General features: G+C 62.6%; 18 protein-coding genes. 9 read left to right on the top strand and 9 right to left on the bottom strand.

What is annotated here, in order from left to right; genetic code table 11:
• Nucleotides 1-35 precede the first annotated feature (35 nt).
• Entirely contained in the window at nucleotides 36-929 is an 894-nt protein-coding gene (locus CHU94_RS11970) for a LysR family transcriptional regulator ArgP (protein ID WP_094480125.1), read from the top strand.
• A 16-nt stretch (nucleotides 930-945) separates the two neighbouring features.
• Here the strand turns inward: CHU94_RS11970 and CHU94_RS11965 are convergent, their stop codons facing one another.
• The gene (locus CHU94_RS11965; protein ID WP_094480123.1) at nucleotides 946-2,754 is read right to left on the bottom strand and encodes a phosphodiesterase; all 1,809 of its coding nucleotides are present in this window, start codon (nucleotides 2,752-2,754) and stop codon (nucleotides 946-948) included.
• Nucleotides 2,755-2,898: 144 nt separating this feature from the next.
• Between CHU94_RS11965 and CHU94_RS11960 the strand changes: the two genes are divergently transcribed.
• Entirely contained in the window at nucleotides 2,899-3,399 is a 501-nt protein-coding gene (locus CHU94_RS11960) for a hypothetical protein (RefSeq protein WP_094480121.1), read from the top strand.
• A gap of 127 nt (nucleotides 3,400-3,526) precedes the next feature.
• Here CHU94_RS11960 and CHU94_RS11955 read toward each other — a convergent pair whose 3' ends face one another.
• Genes CHU94_RS11955 through CHU94_RS11935 form a run of 5 tightly spaced genes read right to left on the bottom strand, consistent with a single transcriptional unit; the run spans nucleotide 3,527 to nucleotide 8,909 of the window.
• A complete protein-coding gene (locus CHU94_RS11955) occupies nucleotides 3,527-3,988 on the bottom strand; it encodes a histidine phosphatase family protein (RefSeq protein ID WP_094480119.1) in 462 nt (153 codons plus the stop codon).
• Nucleotides 3,989-4,006: 18 nt separating this feature from the next.
• A complete protein-coding gene (ppk1, locus tag CHU94_RS11950; protein WP_094480116.1) occupies nucleotides 4,007-6,100 on the bottom strand; it encodes a polyphosphate kinase 1 in 2,094 nt (697 codons plus the stop codon).
• Nucleotides 6,101-6,145: 45 nt separating this feature from the next.
• Nucleotides 6,146-7,216, bottom strand: a complete 1,071-nt coding sequence (locus CHU94_RS11945; protein WP_094480114.1) for a glycosyltransferase family 1 protein — start codon at nucleotides 7,214-7,216, stop codon at nucleotides 6,146-6,148.
• Nucleotides 7,213-8,082, bottom strand: coding sequence for a UDP-2,3-diacylglucosamine diphosphatase (locus CHU94_RS11940; RefSeq protein ID WP_094480112.1), 870 nt, complete (start codon nucleotides 8,080-8,082; stop codon nucleotides 7,213-7,215). Before CHU94_RS11940 ends, CHU94_RS11945 begins: the two co-directional genes overlap by 4 nt.
• Nucleotides 8,082-8,909, bottom strand: coding sequence for a GNAT family N-acetyltransferase (locus CHU94_RS11935; RefSeq protein WP_094480110.1), 828 nt, complete (start codon nucleotides 8,907-8,909; stop codon nucleotides 8,082-8,084). The genes CHU94_RS11940 and CHU94_RS11935 overlap by 1 nt, the downstream gene beginning before the upstream one ends.
• 143 nt (nucleotides 8,910-9,052) lie before the next feature.
• On the opposite strand from CHU94_RS11935, the gene CHU94_RS11930 reads away from it, so the two are divergent.
• The 7 genes from CHU94_RS11930 to arsA all read left to right on the top strand — a co-directional run bounded on the left by CHU94_RS11930 (nucleotide 9,053) and on the right by arsA (nucleotide 15,087).
• The gene (locus CHU94_RS11930) at nucleotides 9,053-9,397 is read left to right on the top strand and encodes a helix-turn-helix transcriptional regulator (protein ID WP_094480108.1); all 345 of its coding nucleotides are present in this window, start codon (nucleotides 9,053-9,055) and stop codon (nucleotides 9,395-9,397) included.
• 111 nt (nucleotides 9,398-9,508) lie between these two features.
• Complete coding sequence (locus tag CHU94_RS11925; RefSeq protein WP_094480106.1) at nucleotides 9,509-10,009, top strand: arsenate reductase ArsC; 501 nt, start codon at nucleotides 9,509-9,511, stop codon at nucleotides 10,007-10,009.
• The gene (locus tag CHU94_RS11920; RefSeq protein ID WP_255033931.1) at nucleotides 10,006-10,833 is read left to right on the top strand and encodes an MIP/aquaporin family protein; all 828 of its coding nucleotides are present in this window, start codon (nucleotides 10,006-10,008) and stop codon (nucleotides 10,831-10,833) included. The genes CHU94_RS11925 and CHU94_RS11920 overlap by 4 nt, the downstream gene beginning before the upstream one ends.
• Nucleotides 10,830-11,249: an arsenate reductase (glutaredoxin) gene (arsC, locus tag CHU94_RS11915; protein WP_094480102.1), complete on the top strand. Its 420-nt coding sequence runs from the start codon at nucleotides 10,830-10,832 to the stop codon at nucleotides 11,247-11,249. The genes CHU94_RS11920 and arsC overlap by 4 nt, the downstream gene beginning before the upstream one ends.
• A gap of 4 nt (nucleotides 11,250-11,253) precedes the next feature.
• Nucleotides 11,254-11,973 (top strand): arsenical resistance protein ArsH, encoded by a 720-nt coding sequence (arsH, locus tag CHU94_RS11910; RefSeq protein WP_094480100.1) that lies wholly within the window; start codon nucleotides 11,254-11,256, stop codon nucleotides 11,971-11,973.
• Between the two features lie 19 nt (nucleotides 11,974-11,992).
• Nucleotides 11,993-13,339, top strand: coding sequence for a hypothetical protein (locus CHU94_RS11905; protein ID WP_094480098.1), 1,347 nt, complete (start codon nucleotides 11,993-11,995; stop codon nucleotides 13,337-13,339).
• Complete coding sequence (gene arsA / locus CHU94_RS11900; RefSeq protein WP_094480096.1) at nucleotides 13,318-15,087, top strand: arsenical pump-driving ATPase; 1,770 nt, start codon at nucleotides 13,318-13,320, stop codon at nucleotides 15,085-15,087. Before CHU94_RS11905 ends, arsA begins: the two co-directional genes overlap by 22 nt.
• A gap of 59 nt (nucleotides 15,088-15,146) precedes the next feature.
• Here the strand turns inward: arsA and CHU94_RS11895 are convergent, their stop codons facing one another.
• The 3 genes from CHU94_RS11895 to folP are packed head-to-tail and all read right to left on the bottom strand — an operon-like array spanning nucleotide 15,147 to nucleotide 17,901.
• A complete protein-coding gene (locus CHU94_RS11895; RefSeq protein ID WP_094480094.1) occupies nucleotides 15,147-15,647 on the bottom strand; it encodes an N-acetyltransferase in 501 nt (166 codons plus the stop codon).
• A 5-nt stretch (nucleotides 15,648-15,652) separates the two neighbouring features.
• Nucleotides 15,653-16,984 (bottom strand): phosphoglucosamine mutase, encoded by a 1,332-nt coding sequence (glmM, locus tag CHU94_RS11890; RefSeq protein WP_094480092.1) that lies wholly within the window; start codon nucleotides 16,982-16,984, stop codon nucleotides 15,653-15,655.
• Between the two features lie 44 nt (nucleotides 16,985-17,028).
• Nucleotides 17,029-17,901 (bottom strand): dihydropteroate synthase, encoded by an 873-nt coding sequence (folP, locus tag CHU94_RS11885; RefSeq protein ID WP_094480090.1) that lies wholly within the window; start codon nucleotides 17,899-17,901, stop codon nucleotides 17,029-17,031.
• Nucleotides 17,902-17,988: the final 87 nt, after the last annotated feature.

The raw sequence follows: 17,988 nt of genomic DNA, 5'->3' as shown, positions 1-17,988 counted from the left end.
AATGTAGAAACAGCAAAACTAAATAACGCATACCTATGCTCGAGACTGCATTGCTGGCTACTGTGGCTGCCGTTGTACGCGAAGGAAGCTTCGAGCGTGCTGCACGTACCCTCCACATCACACCATCCGCGGTGTCCCAACGCATCCGCCTGGCCGAAGAGCGCGTGGGCACCGTACTGGTCGTCCGCGGCCAGCCCTGCATGCCCACGGAGGCTGGCGCCCGGCTGTGCCGCCACGCCGATACCGTGGCGCTGCTAGAGAGCGAGTTGCACCGAGAGATGCCAGCGCTACGAAGCGAAGGCACCCCATCCGCGACGATCCGCATCGCCATCAACGCAGACAGCATGGCGACCTGGTTTGTGCGCGCCCTGCAACTCTTTTGCGAAGGCGGCAACACACTACTGGACGTGGTGCTGGACGACCAGGACAAGACCAGCGAATGGCTGCGGCGCGGCCAGGTGCTGGCCGCGGTCTGCTCTTTGGGCAAGCCGGTACAAGGCTGCCGAAGTCGCAAGCTCGGGGCCCTGCGCTATTGCGCCACTGCCTCGCCAGCGTTTGTGCAGCGCTGGTTTTCCGAAGGCGTGAATGCGGAGAGCCTGGCCCGGGCTCCCAGCCTGGTGTTTGACCGCAACGACCGCCTGCAAGAGCAGTGGGTCCGTCGCGCAGTACGCAAAGACGTTCCCCTGCCGGCCCACCGCCTGCCCTCGTCCCAAGGATTTGTGGACGCCTCACTGGCGGGTGTGGGGTGGGGCATGAATCCCACCTTGCTAGTCAAGAACCAACTGGAAACCGGTCGCTTGGTGGAGCTGCTGCCCGAGCGAAGGCTGGATATCCCGCTGTACTGGCAGGTCGCCAAGCTGCCTCTGCCTGAGCTGACTCGTTTGAGCGAATGTGTGCAACGGGTAGCGAGCCAAACATTGTTCATTTAAGCCCAAGCGCTGCCCATCACGACATATGGGCCTCACGCTCCCACAACCCCACCCCTGCCTGTTTGGCTGCATGTTTGGCCATGGCCGCCAGATTGGCCACATCCTCCGCCCGCGAAAACTGGCTGCCATCAATCACTGCTGCACCAATAGACAACGTGGTACATGGGAAAAAGCGCAGAACTCCGTGGCGGTCCTCAGCTTCAATGCCCCCGCGCGCACGGGTCTCATCGTCAAACATGGCCAGAGCGCGCTCGGCAAACTCGGTCACCAAGCGCTGACAACGCTCCTTCCAGTCGGGGCTCTGAAACAGGATGATGAAGTCGTCACCCCCCACATGCCCCAGAAAATCGCGCTGCGAGTCGCACTGTTCCATGGCGACGCGCGCCAATAGCCGGATCATTTCATCGCCACGCCAATAGCCGTAGTAATCATTGAAGGGCTTGAAGTTGTTCAGGTCTGCATAACACGCCACAAATCGCACCTGCTTCTTGAGCAGTCGCTCCATGTGCTGGCTGATAGGGATGTTGCCAGGCAAGAAGGTCAGAGGATTCGCGTGGCGGGCCGCCTCAATACGGGTTTCCGTCACTGAACGCACCAGTTGGTCACCTGTACCCAGTCCCACGTAGCGCCCGTTCTCGGTGGCAATAAAGCCGTCGTTCAAGTAACGCTGGTCTTGCGAGGTCAGGATACCCACCAGCTCATCGACGCTGTGCTCCCGCTCAATCAGGCGCGGCTCCAGGTTGGCATGCATGCCACAGGGTTTGCGGCCCCACACCTCGCGATAGTAGAGTTTGCTGTACTCGTTCATGAACAGTGCCCGGTTGATGATCCCAACCGGGCACTCTCCCTCAAGCATCGCCACCGCATGCAAAGTGGGATGGTCCAGAAAAATCTCGGCGAGGGCATCATTGGGTGTGTCTGGCGTCACTGTGGGCGCACGCAGCAACGAGAGACTGCGCAAATGCCCGCCCTGCGACATGCGCCCGAGCTCCGGGAACACTGCGACCTGGCGCTCACCCAGCACCCGCTGTGGATCCACACCCAAGTACTTGAGTGGCTTGCGATCCGGGTGACCCAGAAAGTAGCCCTGCCCATATTCAATACCCAGGTCACGCAGCACGCGCAGATCCTCGGCGGTTTCTATGCCCTCCGCCACCAGTGAACTGCCAAAGATGGTGGCTATCTGCTGCAAAGCCTGGATGGTCTTGAGCTTGTCGCCATGGGCGCTGATATTGCGCGTGAAGTACTTGTCGATCTTGACGATCTCGGGCTTGAGTTGGGACCACAGGCGCAAGCTGGAGTGGCCATCGCCAAAGTCATCCAATGCCAGCGAAACTCCCGCGGAGCGAATCTCCTGCACCACTTCGGCAAGGCGGTCCATGCTGTCCACGCGCTCGTGCTCGGTGATCTCCAGCACCAAGGTGCGTGGCATGACACGCAACTCCAAGATCCAGCGTAGCAAGCCCTCGCGTCCGCGCAAGTTGAACACGCGCACCAGAGCATTGGCACTGATGTTGACAAACAGGCGACCACCGCTGCGCAGGTACCCCCAGTGTCGCAAGGTAGACGCCACACAAGCATTCTCAAATTCATAGCGCAGATCCTCCTGCGCCGCTGCACGCAGCAGACAATCCGGAGTGTGCAAAGGTGTACCAGCAGGCCCGCGAATCAGGGCTTCGTGTGCATGAATGGAAGCATCCGCCAAATTCACAATTGGCTGAAACACGGGGTACAGGCTGCTGCTCTGCAACACCTGCTGCAAGGGCCCCGGCACCGTAGCCCGAGGTGCTTGGCGCGTCACCAATCGCAAAGGTTGTGCTTGCATGGCAGGATCTCCAGAACACTTGGGCAGGCGAGTTTATGAAGCCTTGGTGACAAAGTGATGACAGTGTTTGCGGACGAAATTTCTGCATAAAATTAAACGGTATAAACCGTATATACAGTTTCACTTATCACAAGGATTTTCCATATGACATCGACTGAAAAACCAGCGACACCCGTCGTCGCCACCGCACATTCCGCACCCGCCAAAACCGCGACCAGCAAAAAGCCTGCACGCACCACGGCTGCCAAACCAGCTGCCAAATCCAGCAAGACCGTCGCAGCAGCCACGCCCAAGGCCCCAGCTGCCAAAAAGGCAGCAGCCAATGTCACCAAGAAAGCTGGTACGGCCGCCGCCAAGACCAAAGCCAGCGCCAAACCTGCAGCCCAGCCCGCAACCGTAAAGGCCCCCAAAGCCAAGAAACCCAAGATGGTGCGCGACAGTTTCACCATCCCCAAACCGGAATACGATGTCTTGGACGTACTCAAGTTGCGCGCAGCCAAGCTGGGCAACCCTGTCAAAAAAACCGAGTTGATCCGTGCTGGCGTGAAAGCCATTGCAGCCTTGTCAGACGCTGCTTTCAAGCAGGCCCTGCTGGCAGTACCCAGCCTCAAGACCGGCCGCCCCGCCAAGGCCAAGAAGGCTTGAGCGCCCAGGGAAAGGCAATTTGCCGCCGGGCCGCCCCAAGGCCTCTGGATCGCTGGTCGGCCAGCGGCGATAACCAAGTTAGCCACCTCGGTGGGCAGCGACCTGCGCAGCGGCGGAGCGTGAGGGCCTAGAGCAACTCGGGGGATTGCACGGTCACCACCACCGTTTGCCCCACACCCTCGCGCTCTCGGTAGCGCAACCACCACACTGCGCCTTTTTTGATGGCGCACTCGCTCTCGTTGAGGCCCAGCAGCCGCGAGATGGTTTGCCCCAGCGTGGGCTGGTGACCTACCACCAGAACGCAGCCCTTGGCATGCGGCCACTGCACTAAATTCAGTAAGTCGTCCACGCTCCCGAGCGGGGCAAGGGCGGCGTGCTTTTTAAACTTGCGGCCCAGCGCTTGCGCCGTTTGGTCAGTGCGTGCCGCCGGACTGGCCCAGATACGCGCGCCATCTGGCAGCTGCCGGTCCAGCCAGGCGGCCATGCGGGTAGCCTGCTTGTCGCCTTTGCTGGTCAAGGTGCGCAACATGTCGTCGCCCACAAGATCCAGATCAATCGCCTCCGCATGGCGCCAGAGAATCAAATCCATCGCGGTCGCCCCCCCAGTTCAGTGCTTGTCACTGCGTGCATAGCGCGCCATCAGTGCGGCCTGTGCACCATGGGCTGCCACATGCGGTGTGTGTGGAACGCGCAGGTAACGACCATCGGCACCCAAATCCCAGGCATCCACGCCGTCGTGCAAATAAGCCACCAGACACTCATCCACAATCCGCTGGCGCAAGGCCGGATCGGTCACGGGCCAGGCCAGCTCCACGCGGCGCACCATGTTGCGGTTCATCCAATCAGCACTGGACAAGTACAGATCCTCCACCTCACCTTGGCGGAAGTAGAAAACCCGGGAGTGTTCCAGGAAGCGGCCGATCACCGAGCGCACGCGGATGTTCGCGGTGCGGCCTGGCACCTGGGCGGGCAGCATGCAGGCGCCACGCACAATCAGATCAACCTGCACGCCCTGCTCTCCTGCCCGCATCAGGCTACGGATCAGGGCTTCATCAGTCAGCGAGTTCATTTTTGCCACGATGCGGGTGGACTCGCCCCGTCCGGCTGCGTCGCCCAGCGCATCAATCTTGGCCACCAGGTTGCGGTGCAAGTGAAAAGGCGCCATCCACAGCTTGGTCAGGCGTGGCAGCTTGCTCTGGCTGGCCAGATGCACAAACACATGCTCCATGTCGGTGGTAATGGCGGCGTCCGCCGTCAGATGGCTCAGGTCGGTGTACAGCTTGGCGGTGCGCGGGTTGTAATTGCCGGTGGACAGGTGGCCGTAACGCTTGAGTGCCTTGCCCTCGCGCCGCGTGACCAGCATCATCTTCGCGTGGGTCTTGAGGCCCACCACGCCGTAGACCACCTGCGCGCCAATCGACTCCAGCATCTCCGCCCAGTTGATGTTAGCTTCTTCGTCGAAGCGTGCCTTAAGTTCCACTACCACAGTCACCTCTTTACCGCGGCGCACGGCTTCGCGCAGCAGGTCCATTAGCGCCGAGTCCGCACCTGTTCGGTAAATGGTCTGCTTGATGGCCAACACCTGGGGGTCGTTCACAGCTTCGCGCAGAAAGGCCAACACCCCGTCAAAACTCTCAAAGGGCTGGTGCATCAGGATGTCGCCTTGACGCAGCTGCGCAAACAGCGACTGGCCCTGCTGCAGCTGCACAGGGTACGACGGACGGTAGGCTGGAAAACACAAGTCCGGCCGGTTTACCAGATCAATCAGCTGGGTGAGACGCCCCAGATTGACGGGGCCGTGTACGCGGTAGAGTGCTTTGGCAGGAAGGGCAAATTGCTTGAGCAAAAAATCTGCCAAATGCTCGGAACACCCCGCCGACACTTCCAGCCGCACCGCTTGCCCATAGTGGCGGTGCACCAGGCCCTGGCGCAGCGCGGTGCGCAGGTTTTGCACATCGTCTTCGTCAACCGCCAAATCCGAGTGGCGGGTCACGCGGAACTGCGAAAACTGCCCCACCACGCGCCCTGGAAACAAACTGTCCAGGTGCGCGCGAATGATGCTGGAGAGCGACACAAACAGGGTTCGCTTGCCAGCCACCTTGTCAGGCATGCGGATCAGGCGCGGGAGCACCCGTGGCACTTTCACAATGGCGATTTCATTTTCTCGCCCAAAAGCGTCCTTGCCCCCCAGACGCACAATGAAGTTGAGCGACTTGTTGGCCACCTGCGGGAAGGGGTGGGCCGGGTCCAGCCCCACCGGAATCAGCAAGGGACGCACCTCGCGCTCGAAGTACTGGCGAACCCAGGCGCGTTGGGCCGCATTACGGTCACCATGCGAAACGATGCGCAGGCCCTCACGTTCAAAAGCGGGCATCAGCTGTTCATTGAACAAGGCATACTGCCGCGCCACCAGGGTGTGCAGGGCGTCAGCCAAACGCTCGAACGACTCGACAGTGAACTGACCTTTGTGGTCGTTCGCTTGGCTGGCCGAGAGGTGGGGCTCGGCGCGCACTTCAAAGAACTCGTCCAGGTTGGAGGAAACGATACACAGATATCGCAAGCGCTCGAGCAGCGGCACATCCTCACGCTCGGCCCAGTTCAGCACCCGCTCATTAAAGGCCAACAGGCTGTGGTCACGGTCCAACAGGTCGGGGGCAGTGAGGGCGGGTTTGACAAGGCGTTTGCGAAGCACGGACAACATGAAGACTCACCCATTTGTGACACTATGGTGAAGAATTGTTGACGCCTAAGATGACAGTGATGTGACATCATTCGCCCCCCGTACGGTGCTGGCTGGCGCAGTACGTGTCTGGACCAAGTGCCCCGCGAACAGCAGCGCGGCATAGGCCCAGCCAAAGTGCAGGGCCCGGGCCCGCGCCTCATGCCGCGGCACGGATAGCGCGCCGTACCAAGCCTGTGTCAAGTCTTCCTGCAGCACCCCGCCCTGCGCCGGAATGCCCACCACTTCATTGGGCCCCTCCACCGGGTAGGCGGCCACGGGCGTGCCGCAGGCCATGGCCTCCAGCATCACCAAGCCAAAGGTTTCGGACCGGCTGGGCATGACAAACACATCTGCCGCCGCATAGACCTTGGCCAGCTCGTCGCGGGGCAGCACGCCCAGCCAGCGCACATGGGGGTAGCGTGCCTTCAGGTCCGCTTCCAGCGGCCCCACGCCACAGACGATCTTGGTGCCGGGCACATCCATCTGCAGAAAGGCGTCGATGTTCTTCTCGTACGAGACACGCCCCACAAACAGTGACACTGGCCGCGCCAACAATCCCAGTGGGGCGTACACACGCGGCTCCTCCTGATAGGGGAAGAGCTGCACGTCCACACCGTGTGTCCAGCTGCGCAGCTTGCGGAAACCCTGCGCGTCCAGCATGCGCAGCACGCTGGGCGTGGGCACCATCACACCCGACGATGGCTTGTGAAAATGACGAAACAGCGCGTACCCCATCCACAGTGGAATTTTGAGCGCAGCCTGCAGGATCTCGGGAAAACGCGTGTGGTATGCCGTGGTGAAGGCCAGCTTGCGCTTGCGACAGTAACTGCGTCCAGCCCAGCCCAGCGGGCCTTCGGTAGCCAGGTGAATCGCATCGGGCGTGCAGGCGTCCAGCATCTGCGCCAAAGCTTTGCCCGGTCGCACAGCCAGATCGATACCCGCATAACCGGGGCAAGGCCGGGTCTTGAACAGGCCGGGGTGAATCACCTCCACCACATGGCCCAGGCCTTCGAGTTCACGCACCAGCTCCGCCAGGGTGGTGACCACGCCGTTGACCTGGGGCTGCCATGCGTCGGTAATAAGGGCGAGTTTCATGCGTGGGTTTCCTGCAAATGGGGGGTGGCCACGGCGGTGGCCGGCGGGGTGGGTGTGCCCGCCCAGTAAATGAGTTCGAGCTGGCCGTCCAGGTGCTCCACCAGCGCGGTTCGACTCTCCACCCAGTCGCCGTCATTGCAATAGAGCGTGCCGTCAATGGTTCGCATCTCGGCGTGGTGGATATGGCCACACACCACGCCGTCGTGGCCCCGGCGGCGAGCTTCGTGGGCGACCGCCTTCTCGAAGTCGGTGACGTAGTTGAGCGCCTTCTTGACCTTGTGCTTGAGGTATGCCGAGAGTGACCAGTACGGCAAGCCCATGCGGGCGCGCAGGGTGTTGAGGTAGCGGTTGAGCTTGAGCGTGAACTCGTAGGCGCTGTCGCCCAGGTAGGCCAGCCACTTGGCGCACTGGATCACGCCGTCAAAGTAGTCACCGTGCGTCACCCACAGCGTGCGGCCGTCGGCCGTGGTGTGGACCGTGTCCTCATACACCTCGATGCCGCCAAACTGGTGGCCCACAAAGGCCCGGGCAAACTCGTCGTGGTTGCCGGGGATGTAGACCACGCGGCAGCCCTTGCGGGCGCGGCGCAGCAGCTTCTGCACCACGTCGTTGTGGGCCTGCGGCCAGAACCAGCGGCGGCGCAGCTGCCAGCCGTCCACGATGTCGCCCACCAGGTACAGGTGGTCGCTGGGGTGGTGTTTCAGAAAGTCAAGCAGTGGTTTGGCCTGGCAGCCTGCGGTACCCAGGTGGATGTCGGAGACAAACACCGCGCGGTAGCGGCGGTGGCCCACCTCGTCGTCATCGGCTTCGGCGCCTGGCGCCAAACCCTGCCAGTTGGCTCCCAGAGCGTCGAAGGCGGTGCGCATCAGGCCCCCAGGAAGTGCTTGCGGTAACGGGAAGGCAGATCGGCGATGCGCATGAGCATCGGCAGGTCGGCCGAATTGAAATCCGGGTCCCAGGCCGGCGCGCCCAGCACCTTGGCGCCCAGGCGCAGGTAGCCCTTGATGAGCGCCGGCGGCTCCACGTCCAATGTGCTGTCGAGCTGCTCAATCGGCAGCGGCAGACGGGGACGCACGTGGTATTCGATGGGAGCCAAGTGGGTAGCTTCCACCTGGCGCCAGATGCTGGCCGCCACATCGCCACCCACCACGCCGTTGTGCAGCATGGGAATGCTGGCGCAGCCAATCATGGTGTCCAACTGGTTGCGCACCATGAACTCAGCCAATGCCCCCCACAACGCCATGATGACGCCGCCGTGGCGGTGGTCCGGGTGCACGCAGCTGCGGCCCAGTTCCACCATGCGCTCGCGCATGCTGCGCAGGCGGGTCAGGTCGAATTCGGTGTCGCTGTAGAAACTGCCCACGCGCTTGGCCTGGGTGGGTGTGAGCACGCGGTAGGTGCCCACCACCTGGCCACTGGCCTGGTCGCGCACGATCAGGTGCTCGCAGTAGTTGTCGAACAGGTCCACGTCGTGGCCTGCAATCGGGGTGTTCAGGCGGGCGCCCATTTCACCGGCAAACACGTCAAAGCGCAGGCGCTGGGCGGCGCGCACTTCGTCCTGGTGGCGGGCCCACGACACTTCAATGCCGTTGCGCGCGGGCGCTGCCTGCAATGGGCTGGTGGTTTGCACCGCAATCGGGTGCAGTGTGGGTGCGGCCAGTGTTGGCACGGCAGCGGCGGATGTTGTTGGCATTCTTGTCCCCTTCCTTCAAGCGTGATTGCACTGACCGGGAAGTGTGGGGAGCCCCTGTGACCCATCTGTGGCAGCGGCGTGAAGTTTTTGTGACACACCCCAGCATCAGGTTTTCATTTCAATATTTCAAGTATTATTGAAATATGAACAGCAACACCTTCAACGAAACCCAAGCCCTGAAGGCCCTGACCGCCCTGGCCCAGGCCCAACGCCTGCGTGCCTTCAAGGCCCTGGTGGTGGCGGGCCCCGAAGGCTTAACACCGGGCACGCTAGCCCAGCAGCTGGACAGCGCGCCTAGCGCGCTGTCGTTCCATCTCAAGGAACTGGCCCACAGCGGCTTGGTAGACATTGAGCAGCGCGGACGCAACCTGATTTACCGCGCCAACTTTGCCCAGATGAATGGCCTGCTGGCCTATATGACCATGCACTGCTGCCAGGGCGAAAGCTGCGAGGTGAGCGACAGCCCGGCGGGTTGCGCCAGCTGTTAGCCCACTCTGCATTTACAAGCCAATTTGGCTTCTAGACCTTTTGGATTATGCGCAAGCAGCTACTGAATTCATAGCAAATATCCCATTTTCCCCGTCAACCCAGGAGCCCCCATGTCCTCATCACCACTCAACGTTCTCTTCTTGTGCACCCACAACTCGGCCCGCAGCATCTTGGCCGAGGCCACGCTCAACCACATCGGTGGCGGCCGTTTCAAGGGCTTCTCCGCTGGGAGCAGCCCACGCGAGAACCAGCAGCCCAACGCCATCGGCCTGCAAACCCTGCGCAATGCCGGCATCAGCATCGAAGGCTTGCGCAGCAAAAGCTGGGACGAGTTCGCCCTGCCCGACGCACCCCACATGGACCTGATCATCACCGTCTGTGACAACGCTGCCGGCGAAGTCTGCCCCTTCTGGCCCGGCAAACCCGCCACCGCCCACTGGGGGTATGCCGACCCGTCTGCCGGTGACGGCACGGACGCAGAAAAAGCCGAAGCCTTCAAAAACACCCTGCACGCCATCCGCCGCCGCTTGGACTTGCTGGTCAACCTGCCCGCCGACAAGCTCGAAGCCATGGCCATCCAACAAACCGCGAAAGACTTGGCGAAAGCATGAGCGAATCGACGAAGATGGCATCGACCAATAGCGCCCCCCCAGAAGCCTGGGCGGCAGAGCGTTCTGCGCAGGTTAAGGGGGAGCCCGCGCAGCGGGCGGAGGACACGGAGCAGAACGCTCTGCCGCCCAGGCGCCTCACACAGCAACTGCTCTCGGAGTTCGTCGGCACCGCCGCCCTGCTCTGCGCCGTCATAGGCTCCGGCATCATGGCGCAACGCATCAGCGGTGGCAACGATGGCATCGCCCTGCTGGCCAACACGCTGGCTACGGTGTTTGCGCTGTATGTACTGATTGAAAGCCTGGGCCCCATCAGTGGCGCGCACTTCAACCCGCTGGTCACCCTGGTTATGTGGTCAAAAGGGCAGCTAGCACCCACCAATACTGCGCAAGCAGCTACTCTTTTTATAGCAGCACAACTCTCCGGCGCAGTGACAGGTGCTGCCCTGGCCAACGCCATGTTTGAGCTGCCCTTGCTGCACTTCAGCCAAAACATGCGCGGCGGCTGGGATGCTGCAGGCCAGTTCACCGGCTGGGGCCAGTGGGTGGCAGAAGCCGTGGCCACCGGCGGCCTGTTGTTCACCATCCTGCGTGCACCTGAAGGCAAAGCCAGCGCCTTGGTGGCCTGCTACATCGGCGCGGCCTACTGGTTCACCGCCAGTACCTCGTTTGCCAACCCCGCGGCTGTCATGGGCCGCATGTTCAGCGACACCTTTGCAGGCATTGCGCCGGCCAGTGCGCCGGGCTTTGTGCTGGCGCAAACCATAGGCGCATTCCTCGGCGTAGCCTTGGCTAACGCGCTCTCCCCCAAGAAGACCTTTGTATGACCATCACCATCTTCCACAACCCTGCCTGCGGCACCTCGCGCAACACCCTGGCCATGATCCGTAATAGCGGCGTGGAGCCCACGATCATTGAATACCTCAAAACCCCACCCACCAAGGCCCGCCTGCAAGAGTTGCTGACCGCCATGGGCACCGGCCCCCGCCCCCTGCTGCGCGAAAAAGGCACGCCTTACGCCGAGCTGGATTTGGCGAACGAGAAGTGGACCGACGACGAGCTGCTGGACTTCATGCTGGCCCACCCCATCCTGATCAACCGCCCCGTGGTGGAAACACCCTTGGGCACCCGCCTGTGCCGCCCGTCCGAGCTGGTGCTGGACATCCTGCCCCAGGCCCAGCAAGCCGCCTTCACCAAAGAAGACGGCGAAGCAGTGGTGAACGACAAAGGCCAACGTGTCTGATTGCATGTCTGAGTTGCAAAGCAACCTGCCCCAGTTGGAGGCCGCGCACTTCCGCCTGCCGGATGCTGCCGCACTGCGCCCGGCGCCGTCCACCCACGCGCCGCGCATAGCGCTGCTTTACGGCTCGCTGCGCCCCCGGTCCTTCAGCCGGCTGCTGACCGAAGAAGCCGCCCGCCTGCTGCAAGCCATGGGGGCGGAGACTCGCATCTTCAACCCCAGCGGCCTGCCCCTGCCCGACGACGCGCCCGACACCCACCCCAAAGTGCAAGAGCTGCGCGAACTGGTGCAGTGGTCCGAAGGCATGGTCTGGACCTCGCCCGAGCGGCATGGCGCCATGACCGGCATCATGAAAGCGCAAATTGACTGGATTCCGCTCAACAGCGGTGCGGTGCGCCCCACCCAGGGCAAGACGCTGGCGGTGATGCAGGTGAGCGGCGGCTCGCAAAGCTTTAACGCAGTCAACCAGATGCGTGTGCTGGGCCGCTGGATGCGCATGGTCACCATCCCCAACCAAAGCTCCGTGGCCAAGGCCTTCATGGAGTTCGGCGACGATGACCGCATGAAGCCTTCTGCCTACTTTGACCGCGTGGTCGATGTGATGGAAGAACTGATGAAGTTCACCCTGCTCACCCGTGACGCATCGGACTACTTGGTAGACCGCTACTCGGAGCGCAAAGAGAGTGCTGAGCAACTGACGAAACGGGTCAATCAGCGTAGCCTGTAGCAACAAGCCCCCTCAACCCATGCAACACACACCCACGGCTCTGGCAGATGCACTGAACCACGGCTGCCGCTGCCAGACGCTGGATGCAGCGCAGCTGCAGCGCGAACTGGGCCGAGATGCGGGCCTGCGCGATGTGGCGGACACGCTGGCAGTCACCCATCCGCACCTGTTCTCCAACACAGCCGTATTTGCCTCGCAGGCTACGGTGCAAGCCGTGCAGGCAGCGGTGGCGGCGCTAGAGCGCACCTTGTCCCTGCCCGCCTGGGCCCAGCAGGTGCTGCCAGGTGCCAGCGCGCTGGCACAGGCAGACCATGGGCCCTTGGGCGTGTTCATGGGTTACGACTTCCACATCACGCCGCAAGGTCCGCAGCTGATTGAGATCAACACCAATGCAGGCGGAGCCATGCTCAACGCGGTGCTGCTGCGCGCGCAAGCCGTGTGTTGCGGGCTCATGAACCCGGCCCTCAATGCCTACCGCAACATGGCCACGCTGGAAGACGAGTTTGTGGCCATGTTCCAAGCCGAGTGGGACTTGTTCAACCGCGCGCGCGGGCAGGCACCTCGCGCTTTGCGCAGCATTGCCATCGTGGACGAAGCACCCCAGAGCCAGTACCTTGCGCCCGAGTTCGCGCTGTTTGCCGAGCTGTTCCAGCGCCATGGCATCCAGGCCGTGGTGGCCGACCCTAGCAATCTGCAACTGCGCGACGGCGTGCTCTACAGCGGTGCACTGGCGCTGGACCTCGTTTACAACCGCCTGACCGATTTTGACCTGTCGGAACCAATACACGCGGCACTGGCGCAGGCCTACGAAAAAGATGTGGTGGCAGTCTCGCCGCACCCACGCGCCCATGCCTTGCGCGCGAACAAGCAACATCTGGTCACACTGGGTCAGGCGGCAACGCTGCAGGCCTTGGGCGTCCCGCCAGCGGACCAGCAGACCCTGCTGGCCACAGTGCCTGCCTGCGAACGCGTCAGTGTCGACAACGCCGCAGCGCTCTGGGAACAACGCAAACAGCTGTTCTTCAAACCACTGGACGGCTTTGGCGCACGGGCGGTGTACCGCGGCGACAAACTCACCAAAAAAGTGTGGGAACAAATCCAACAAGGTGACTACATCGCACAAGCGCTGGTGCCCCCGCCACTGCGTGCAATACAAGTGGGTGATGCAGCCACCGAACTCAAGTTTGACCTGCGTGCCTACACCTACGCCGGCAAGGTTCAGTTGCTAGCCGCCCGCACCTACAGCGGGCAGACCACCAACTTCCGCACCGAGGGCGGCGGTTTTGCCCCGGTCATGTGGGTGCCAGACGCGCCCGTCCCACCCGCACTAGAGGAACGTTTACCGTGCCACAGCTCCAACTGTTAGACCACCCCACACGCCATCTGTTCTTCACCGGCAAGGGCGGCGTGGGCAAAACCTCACTGTCCACCGCCTGCGCCATTGCGCTGGCCGACGGTGGCAAGCAAGTGCTGCTGGTGAGCACCGACGCTGCCTCCAACCTGGACGAGATGCTGGGCATCACCCTGGCCAACACCGCGGTGCCGGTGCCCGGTGTGCCCGGCTTGTCGGTACTCAACATCGATCCCGACAATGCCGCCCAGAGTTACCGCGCTCGCGTGTTGGCCCAAATGGACCCGACCAGCACGGAGGCGGACCGCAGCCAGGTGCTGGAGCAGTTATCGGGCGCCTGCACCACCGAAATTGCCGCGTTTGACGAGTTTGCCAACCTGCTGAGCGGCGATGCGGCGGGCTTTGACCACGTGGTGTTTGACACCGCGCCCACCGGCCACACGCTGCGCCTCTTGAGCCTGCCCAAAGCATGGACCGGTTTTCTGGAGGGCAACGACCGCGGCGCTTCGTGCCTCGGGCCGCACTCCGGCCTCAAGATGCAGGAGGCCCGGTTTGCCCAGGCCTTGCAGACCTTGAGCGACGCAGCGCAGACCACGGTCGTGTTGGTCACTCGGCCCGACGTGGGTGCGATTAAGGAGGCGGCCCGCACCTCGCTGGAGCTTCAAGACTTGGGCCTGCACAACCAGCGGCTGGCCATCAACGGTGTGTTCCATGCCAGCATGGCTGACGATGCAGTGGCCACCGCATTTGAAGCCTTGGGCACACAGGCACTGGCGGCCATGCCGGCCCACTTGCAGGCGCTGCCGCAAGACCAGATTCCGCTGCGCGCGTTTGACACGGTGGGCTTGCCTGCGCTGCGCGCGCTGCTGCAAACACCTGACAACATGTCACCAGCAACTTCCTCCGCGCCTACCCCGCTGGCCGACGCAACCCACACGCTGACCGCACTGACCGACGCACTCGCCGCACCGGGGCGCGGACTCATCATGGTGATGGGCAAAGGCGGCGTGGGGAAAACCACGGTGGCCGCGGCCATTGCCGCAGGGCTGGTACAGCGCGGCCATTCGGTGCACCTGAGCACCACCGACCCGGCAGACCACCTGCGCGTGACCGTGGACGGCAGCCTGCCCGGCCTCAAGGTCGACCGCATCGACCCCAAGGCGGAGACCGAGAAATACATCGCCAAGGTGATGGCCGCCAAATCGCCAGACCTGGACGCGGCGGGCATCGCGCTGTTGCACGAAGACCTGCAATCGCCCTGTACCGAAGAGGTGGCGGTGTTCCACGCGTTTTCGCGCATCGTGAGTGAGGCGCGCAGCGCCTTTGTGGTGCTGGACACCGCGCCCACCGGCCACAGCCTGCTGCTGATGGACGCTACTGGCGCCTACCACCGCCAGATGCTGCGCGAATATGGCGAGGCCAATCCAGGACGTCTGGTCACGCCGCTGATGCGCCTGCAAGACCCACAACACACCCGCATCGTGCTGGTCACGCTGCCCGAGGTCACGCCCGTGTCGCAAGCAGCCGCGCTGCAGGACGACCTGCGCCGCGCCAAGATAGAGCCCTTCGCCTGGGTCATCAACAAAAGCATGGCTGCTGCTGGCACGCATGACCCGCTGCTGGCCGCGCGGCTGGCGGGTGAACAAAAACAAATGGAACGAATTGCCAACGGACTGTCCCGCAACACCTACCTGGTGCCGTGGCTGGCCGAGCGGCCGGTGGGCATAGCAGCGCTTAGCGCGCTGACTTCGCTATCAAAATAGGAGCTTCTTGCGCAATATCCACGGGCGCTAGAGGCCTAAAATGCTTAAAAATAGACCTTTCAAGCCAGCCACTTCTGCATAAACCCGGCCTGCCCCATGGCCGGATCCAGTTCGTAGTAGGCAAAACCCACACGCTCGTACAGCTTGACCGCGCCGCCGTTGCCCGACAGCACTTCCAGCGTCAGCTTGCAGGCGCCGCGCTCCAAAGCGATCTGCTCCACCAGCGCAAGCATCTTCTCGCCAATGCGCTGGCCACGGTAGCCGGGCAGCACCGCCACGTCATGCACATTCACCAGCGGCTTGCAGGCGAAGGTGGAGAAGCCTTCGATGCAGTTGATCAGGCCCACGGGTACGCTGTCGTCTGCCGACGCAAAGGCCAGCACGCTGAAGGCCTGCGGGCGCGCAGCCAGCGAAGGCACCAGGTTGGCCTTGGCAAAGTCGCTCAGGCCTTCGCCACCACCCATGGGGTCGCTGGCATAAGCGTCCAACAGCATCACCAGCGCGGCGGCATACACGGGGTTGGCGTAGTCGGCACGGACTACACGGATCACATTCGTCATCGGGTTCACACTTTCAGGGTGTCGGCAATGCGCTGGGCGCAGCTTTGGGCTTGTGCGGCATCGCGCGCTTCCACCATCACACGCACCAAGGGTTCGGTGCCGCTGGCACGGATCAGCACGCGGCCGGTGTTTCCCAGGGCAGCTTCTGCGGCCTTGGTTTCCTCGGCCATGCGGGCGTTGCTCTTCCAGTCCTGGCCAGGAGTCAGGCGCACGTTGATGAGGGTTTGCGGAAACAGCGTTACGCCTCCCAGCAGCTGCGCCATGGTCTTGCCGCTGCGCACACAGGCCTGCAGCACCTGCAGGGCCGACACCAGGCCGTCACCCGTGGTGTGCTTGTCCAGCGCCAGCAGGTGGCCTGAGCCCTCGCCACCCAAGATCCACTTATGCTTTTCCAGCTCCTCCAGCACATAACGGTCACCCACCTTCGCGCGCACAAACTGCACACCGCGGGCTTTGAGCGCCACTTCCACCGCCATATTGGTCATGAGTGTGCCCACAACACCGGGCACATGCTCGTCGCGGCCCAAGCGGTCGTCCGCCATCAGGTACAACAGCTCGTCGCCGTTGTAGAGGCGGCCGTCCGCGTCCACCAGTTGCAGACGGTCGGCGTCGCCATCCAGGGCGACGCCAAAGTCGGCTTTGTGTTCTTTCACGGCCGCCACCAGCGCCTCGGGGTGGGTGGCGCCCACCCCCTTGTTGATGTTCAGGCCATCGGGGGAGCAGCCAATGGCGATCACTTCAGCACCCAACTCGTGGAACACCTTGGGCGCGATGTGGTACGCCGCGCCGTGGGCTGCATCCACCACAATCTTCAAACCCTTGAGGGTCAAATCATTGGCAAAGGTGCTCTTGCAAAACTCGATGTAACGACCCGCTGCGTCATCCAAGCGGCGGCTCTTGCCCAAGCTGGCGGAGTCCACCCACACCGGTGGTTTCTCCAACTCGGCTTCCACCGCCAGCTCCCAGGCGTCGGGCAGCTTGCTGCCTTTGGCGCTGAAGAACTTGATACCGTTGTCCGCGAAGGGGTTGTGACTAGCGCTAATGACCACGCCCAGCGAGGCCCTCTGCGCGCGCGTCAGGTAGGCCACGCCCGGTGTAGGCAGCGGGCCCAGCAGCACCACATCCACGCCCGCGGAATTGAAGCCACTCTCCAGCGCACTTTCAAGCATATAGCCCGAGATGCGCGTGTCCTTGCCGATCAGCACCGTGGGGCGCGCCTCGGTTTCCTTGAGCACATGGCCCACGGCATGCGCCAGACGCAGCACAAAGTCGGGGGTGATGGGGGCCTGCCCCACGGTACCGCGAATGCCATCGGTACCGAAATACTGTCGTCCCATTTTTGAGTTCCTGTAGTGTTGTTGTTTGTGTAGATGACGGCGCTTCAGGCCACAGCTTGCATGGCGGCCAAAACCTTCATGGCAGCCACAGTGTCGCGCACATCGTGCACGCGCACCACATTCGCACCGTTTTGCACTGCCAGCACTGCAGCCGTAATGCTGGGTGCACGGCGTTGGTCCACATCCATGCTGGCCGCATTGCTCAGCGAAGTTTGCGTCACCGCTGCCAATGACGATTTGCGGGACCAACCCGCCAGCACCGCATAACCCGCAGGTACAGCCTGGGCTTGCCGAGCGAGCAACGAGAAATTTTGTTGTACCGTCTTGCCAAAACCAATGCCAGGATCCAGGCAAATGCGCGAAGAATGGACCCCCAGCCCTTTTAAACGCTGCGCAAGCAGCTCCAAAAAAGATAGCACTTGGGGCACCACATCGCCCTCCATCGGGGCCACTTGCATGGTCTGCGGATCGCGGTGCATGTGCATCAGGCAAACACCGCAGCGCGGGTGCCCCGCCACCACGGACTCGCCCGAGGGGCCGCCCTGCCCGTCGCGCCAGCGCAGGGCCCAAACGTCATTGACGATGTCCGCCCCCAAATCCAGTGCGGCCTGCATGACTGCAGGTTTGTAGGTATCCACGGAGACGGGAACCCCCAGCGTCACAGCATGGCGGATTACCGGGAGCACACGCGCCAACTCTTCCTCCTGCGTGACCGGCGGCGCACCGGGTCGGGTGGACTCGCCACCAATGTCCAGAATATCGGCACCATCCTTCAGAAGACGATCGCAGTGGGCCTGGGCCGAGTCGCGCGCCGCGTACTGCCCGCCATCCGAAAATGAGTCGGGCGTGACATTGACGATGCCCATCACCTTGGGAGTTCGGAGATCGATGTCGAAACGGGAGGTTTGCCAGTGCATGGGGAGGATTATCGGTGTTGCCGAAGGGGTACCTCAGGAGACAAAGCCCCAAAACGAACACAGGGCCCGAAGGCCCTGTGGATGTCA

The organism is Rhodoferax sp. TH121, from assembly GCF_002251855.1.
In the GTDB taxonomy this organism is placed as follows: Bacteria; Pseudomonadota; Gammaproteobacteria; order Burkholderiales; family Burkholderiaceae_C; genus Allorhodoferax.
The sequence above is the reverse complement of the archived record's forward strand: the minus strand, read 5'-3'. Positions and strand labels throughout refer to the sequence as shown.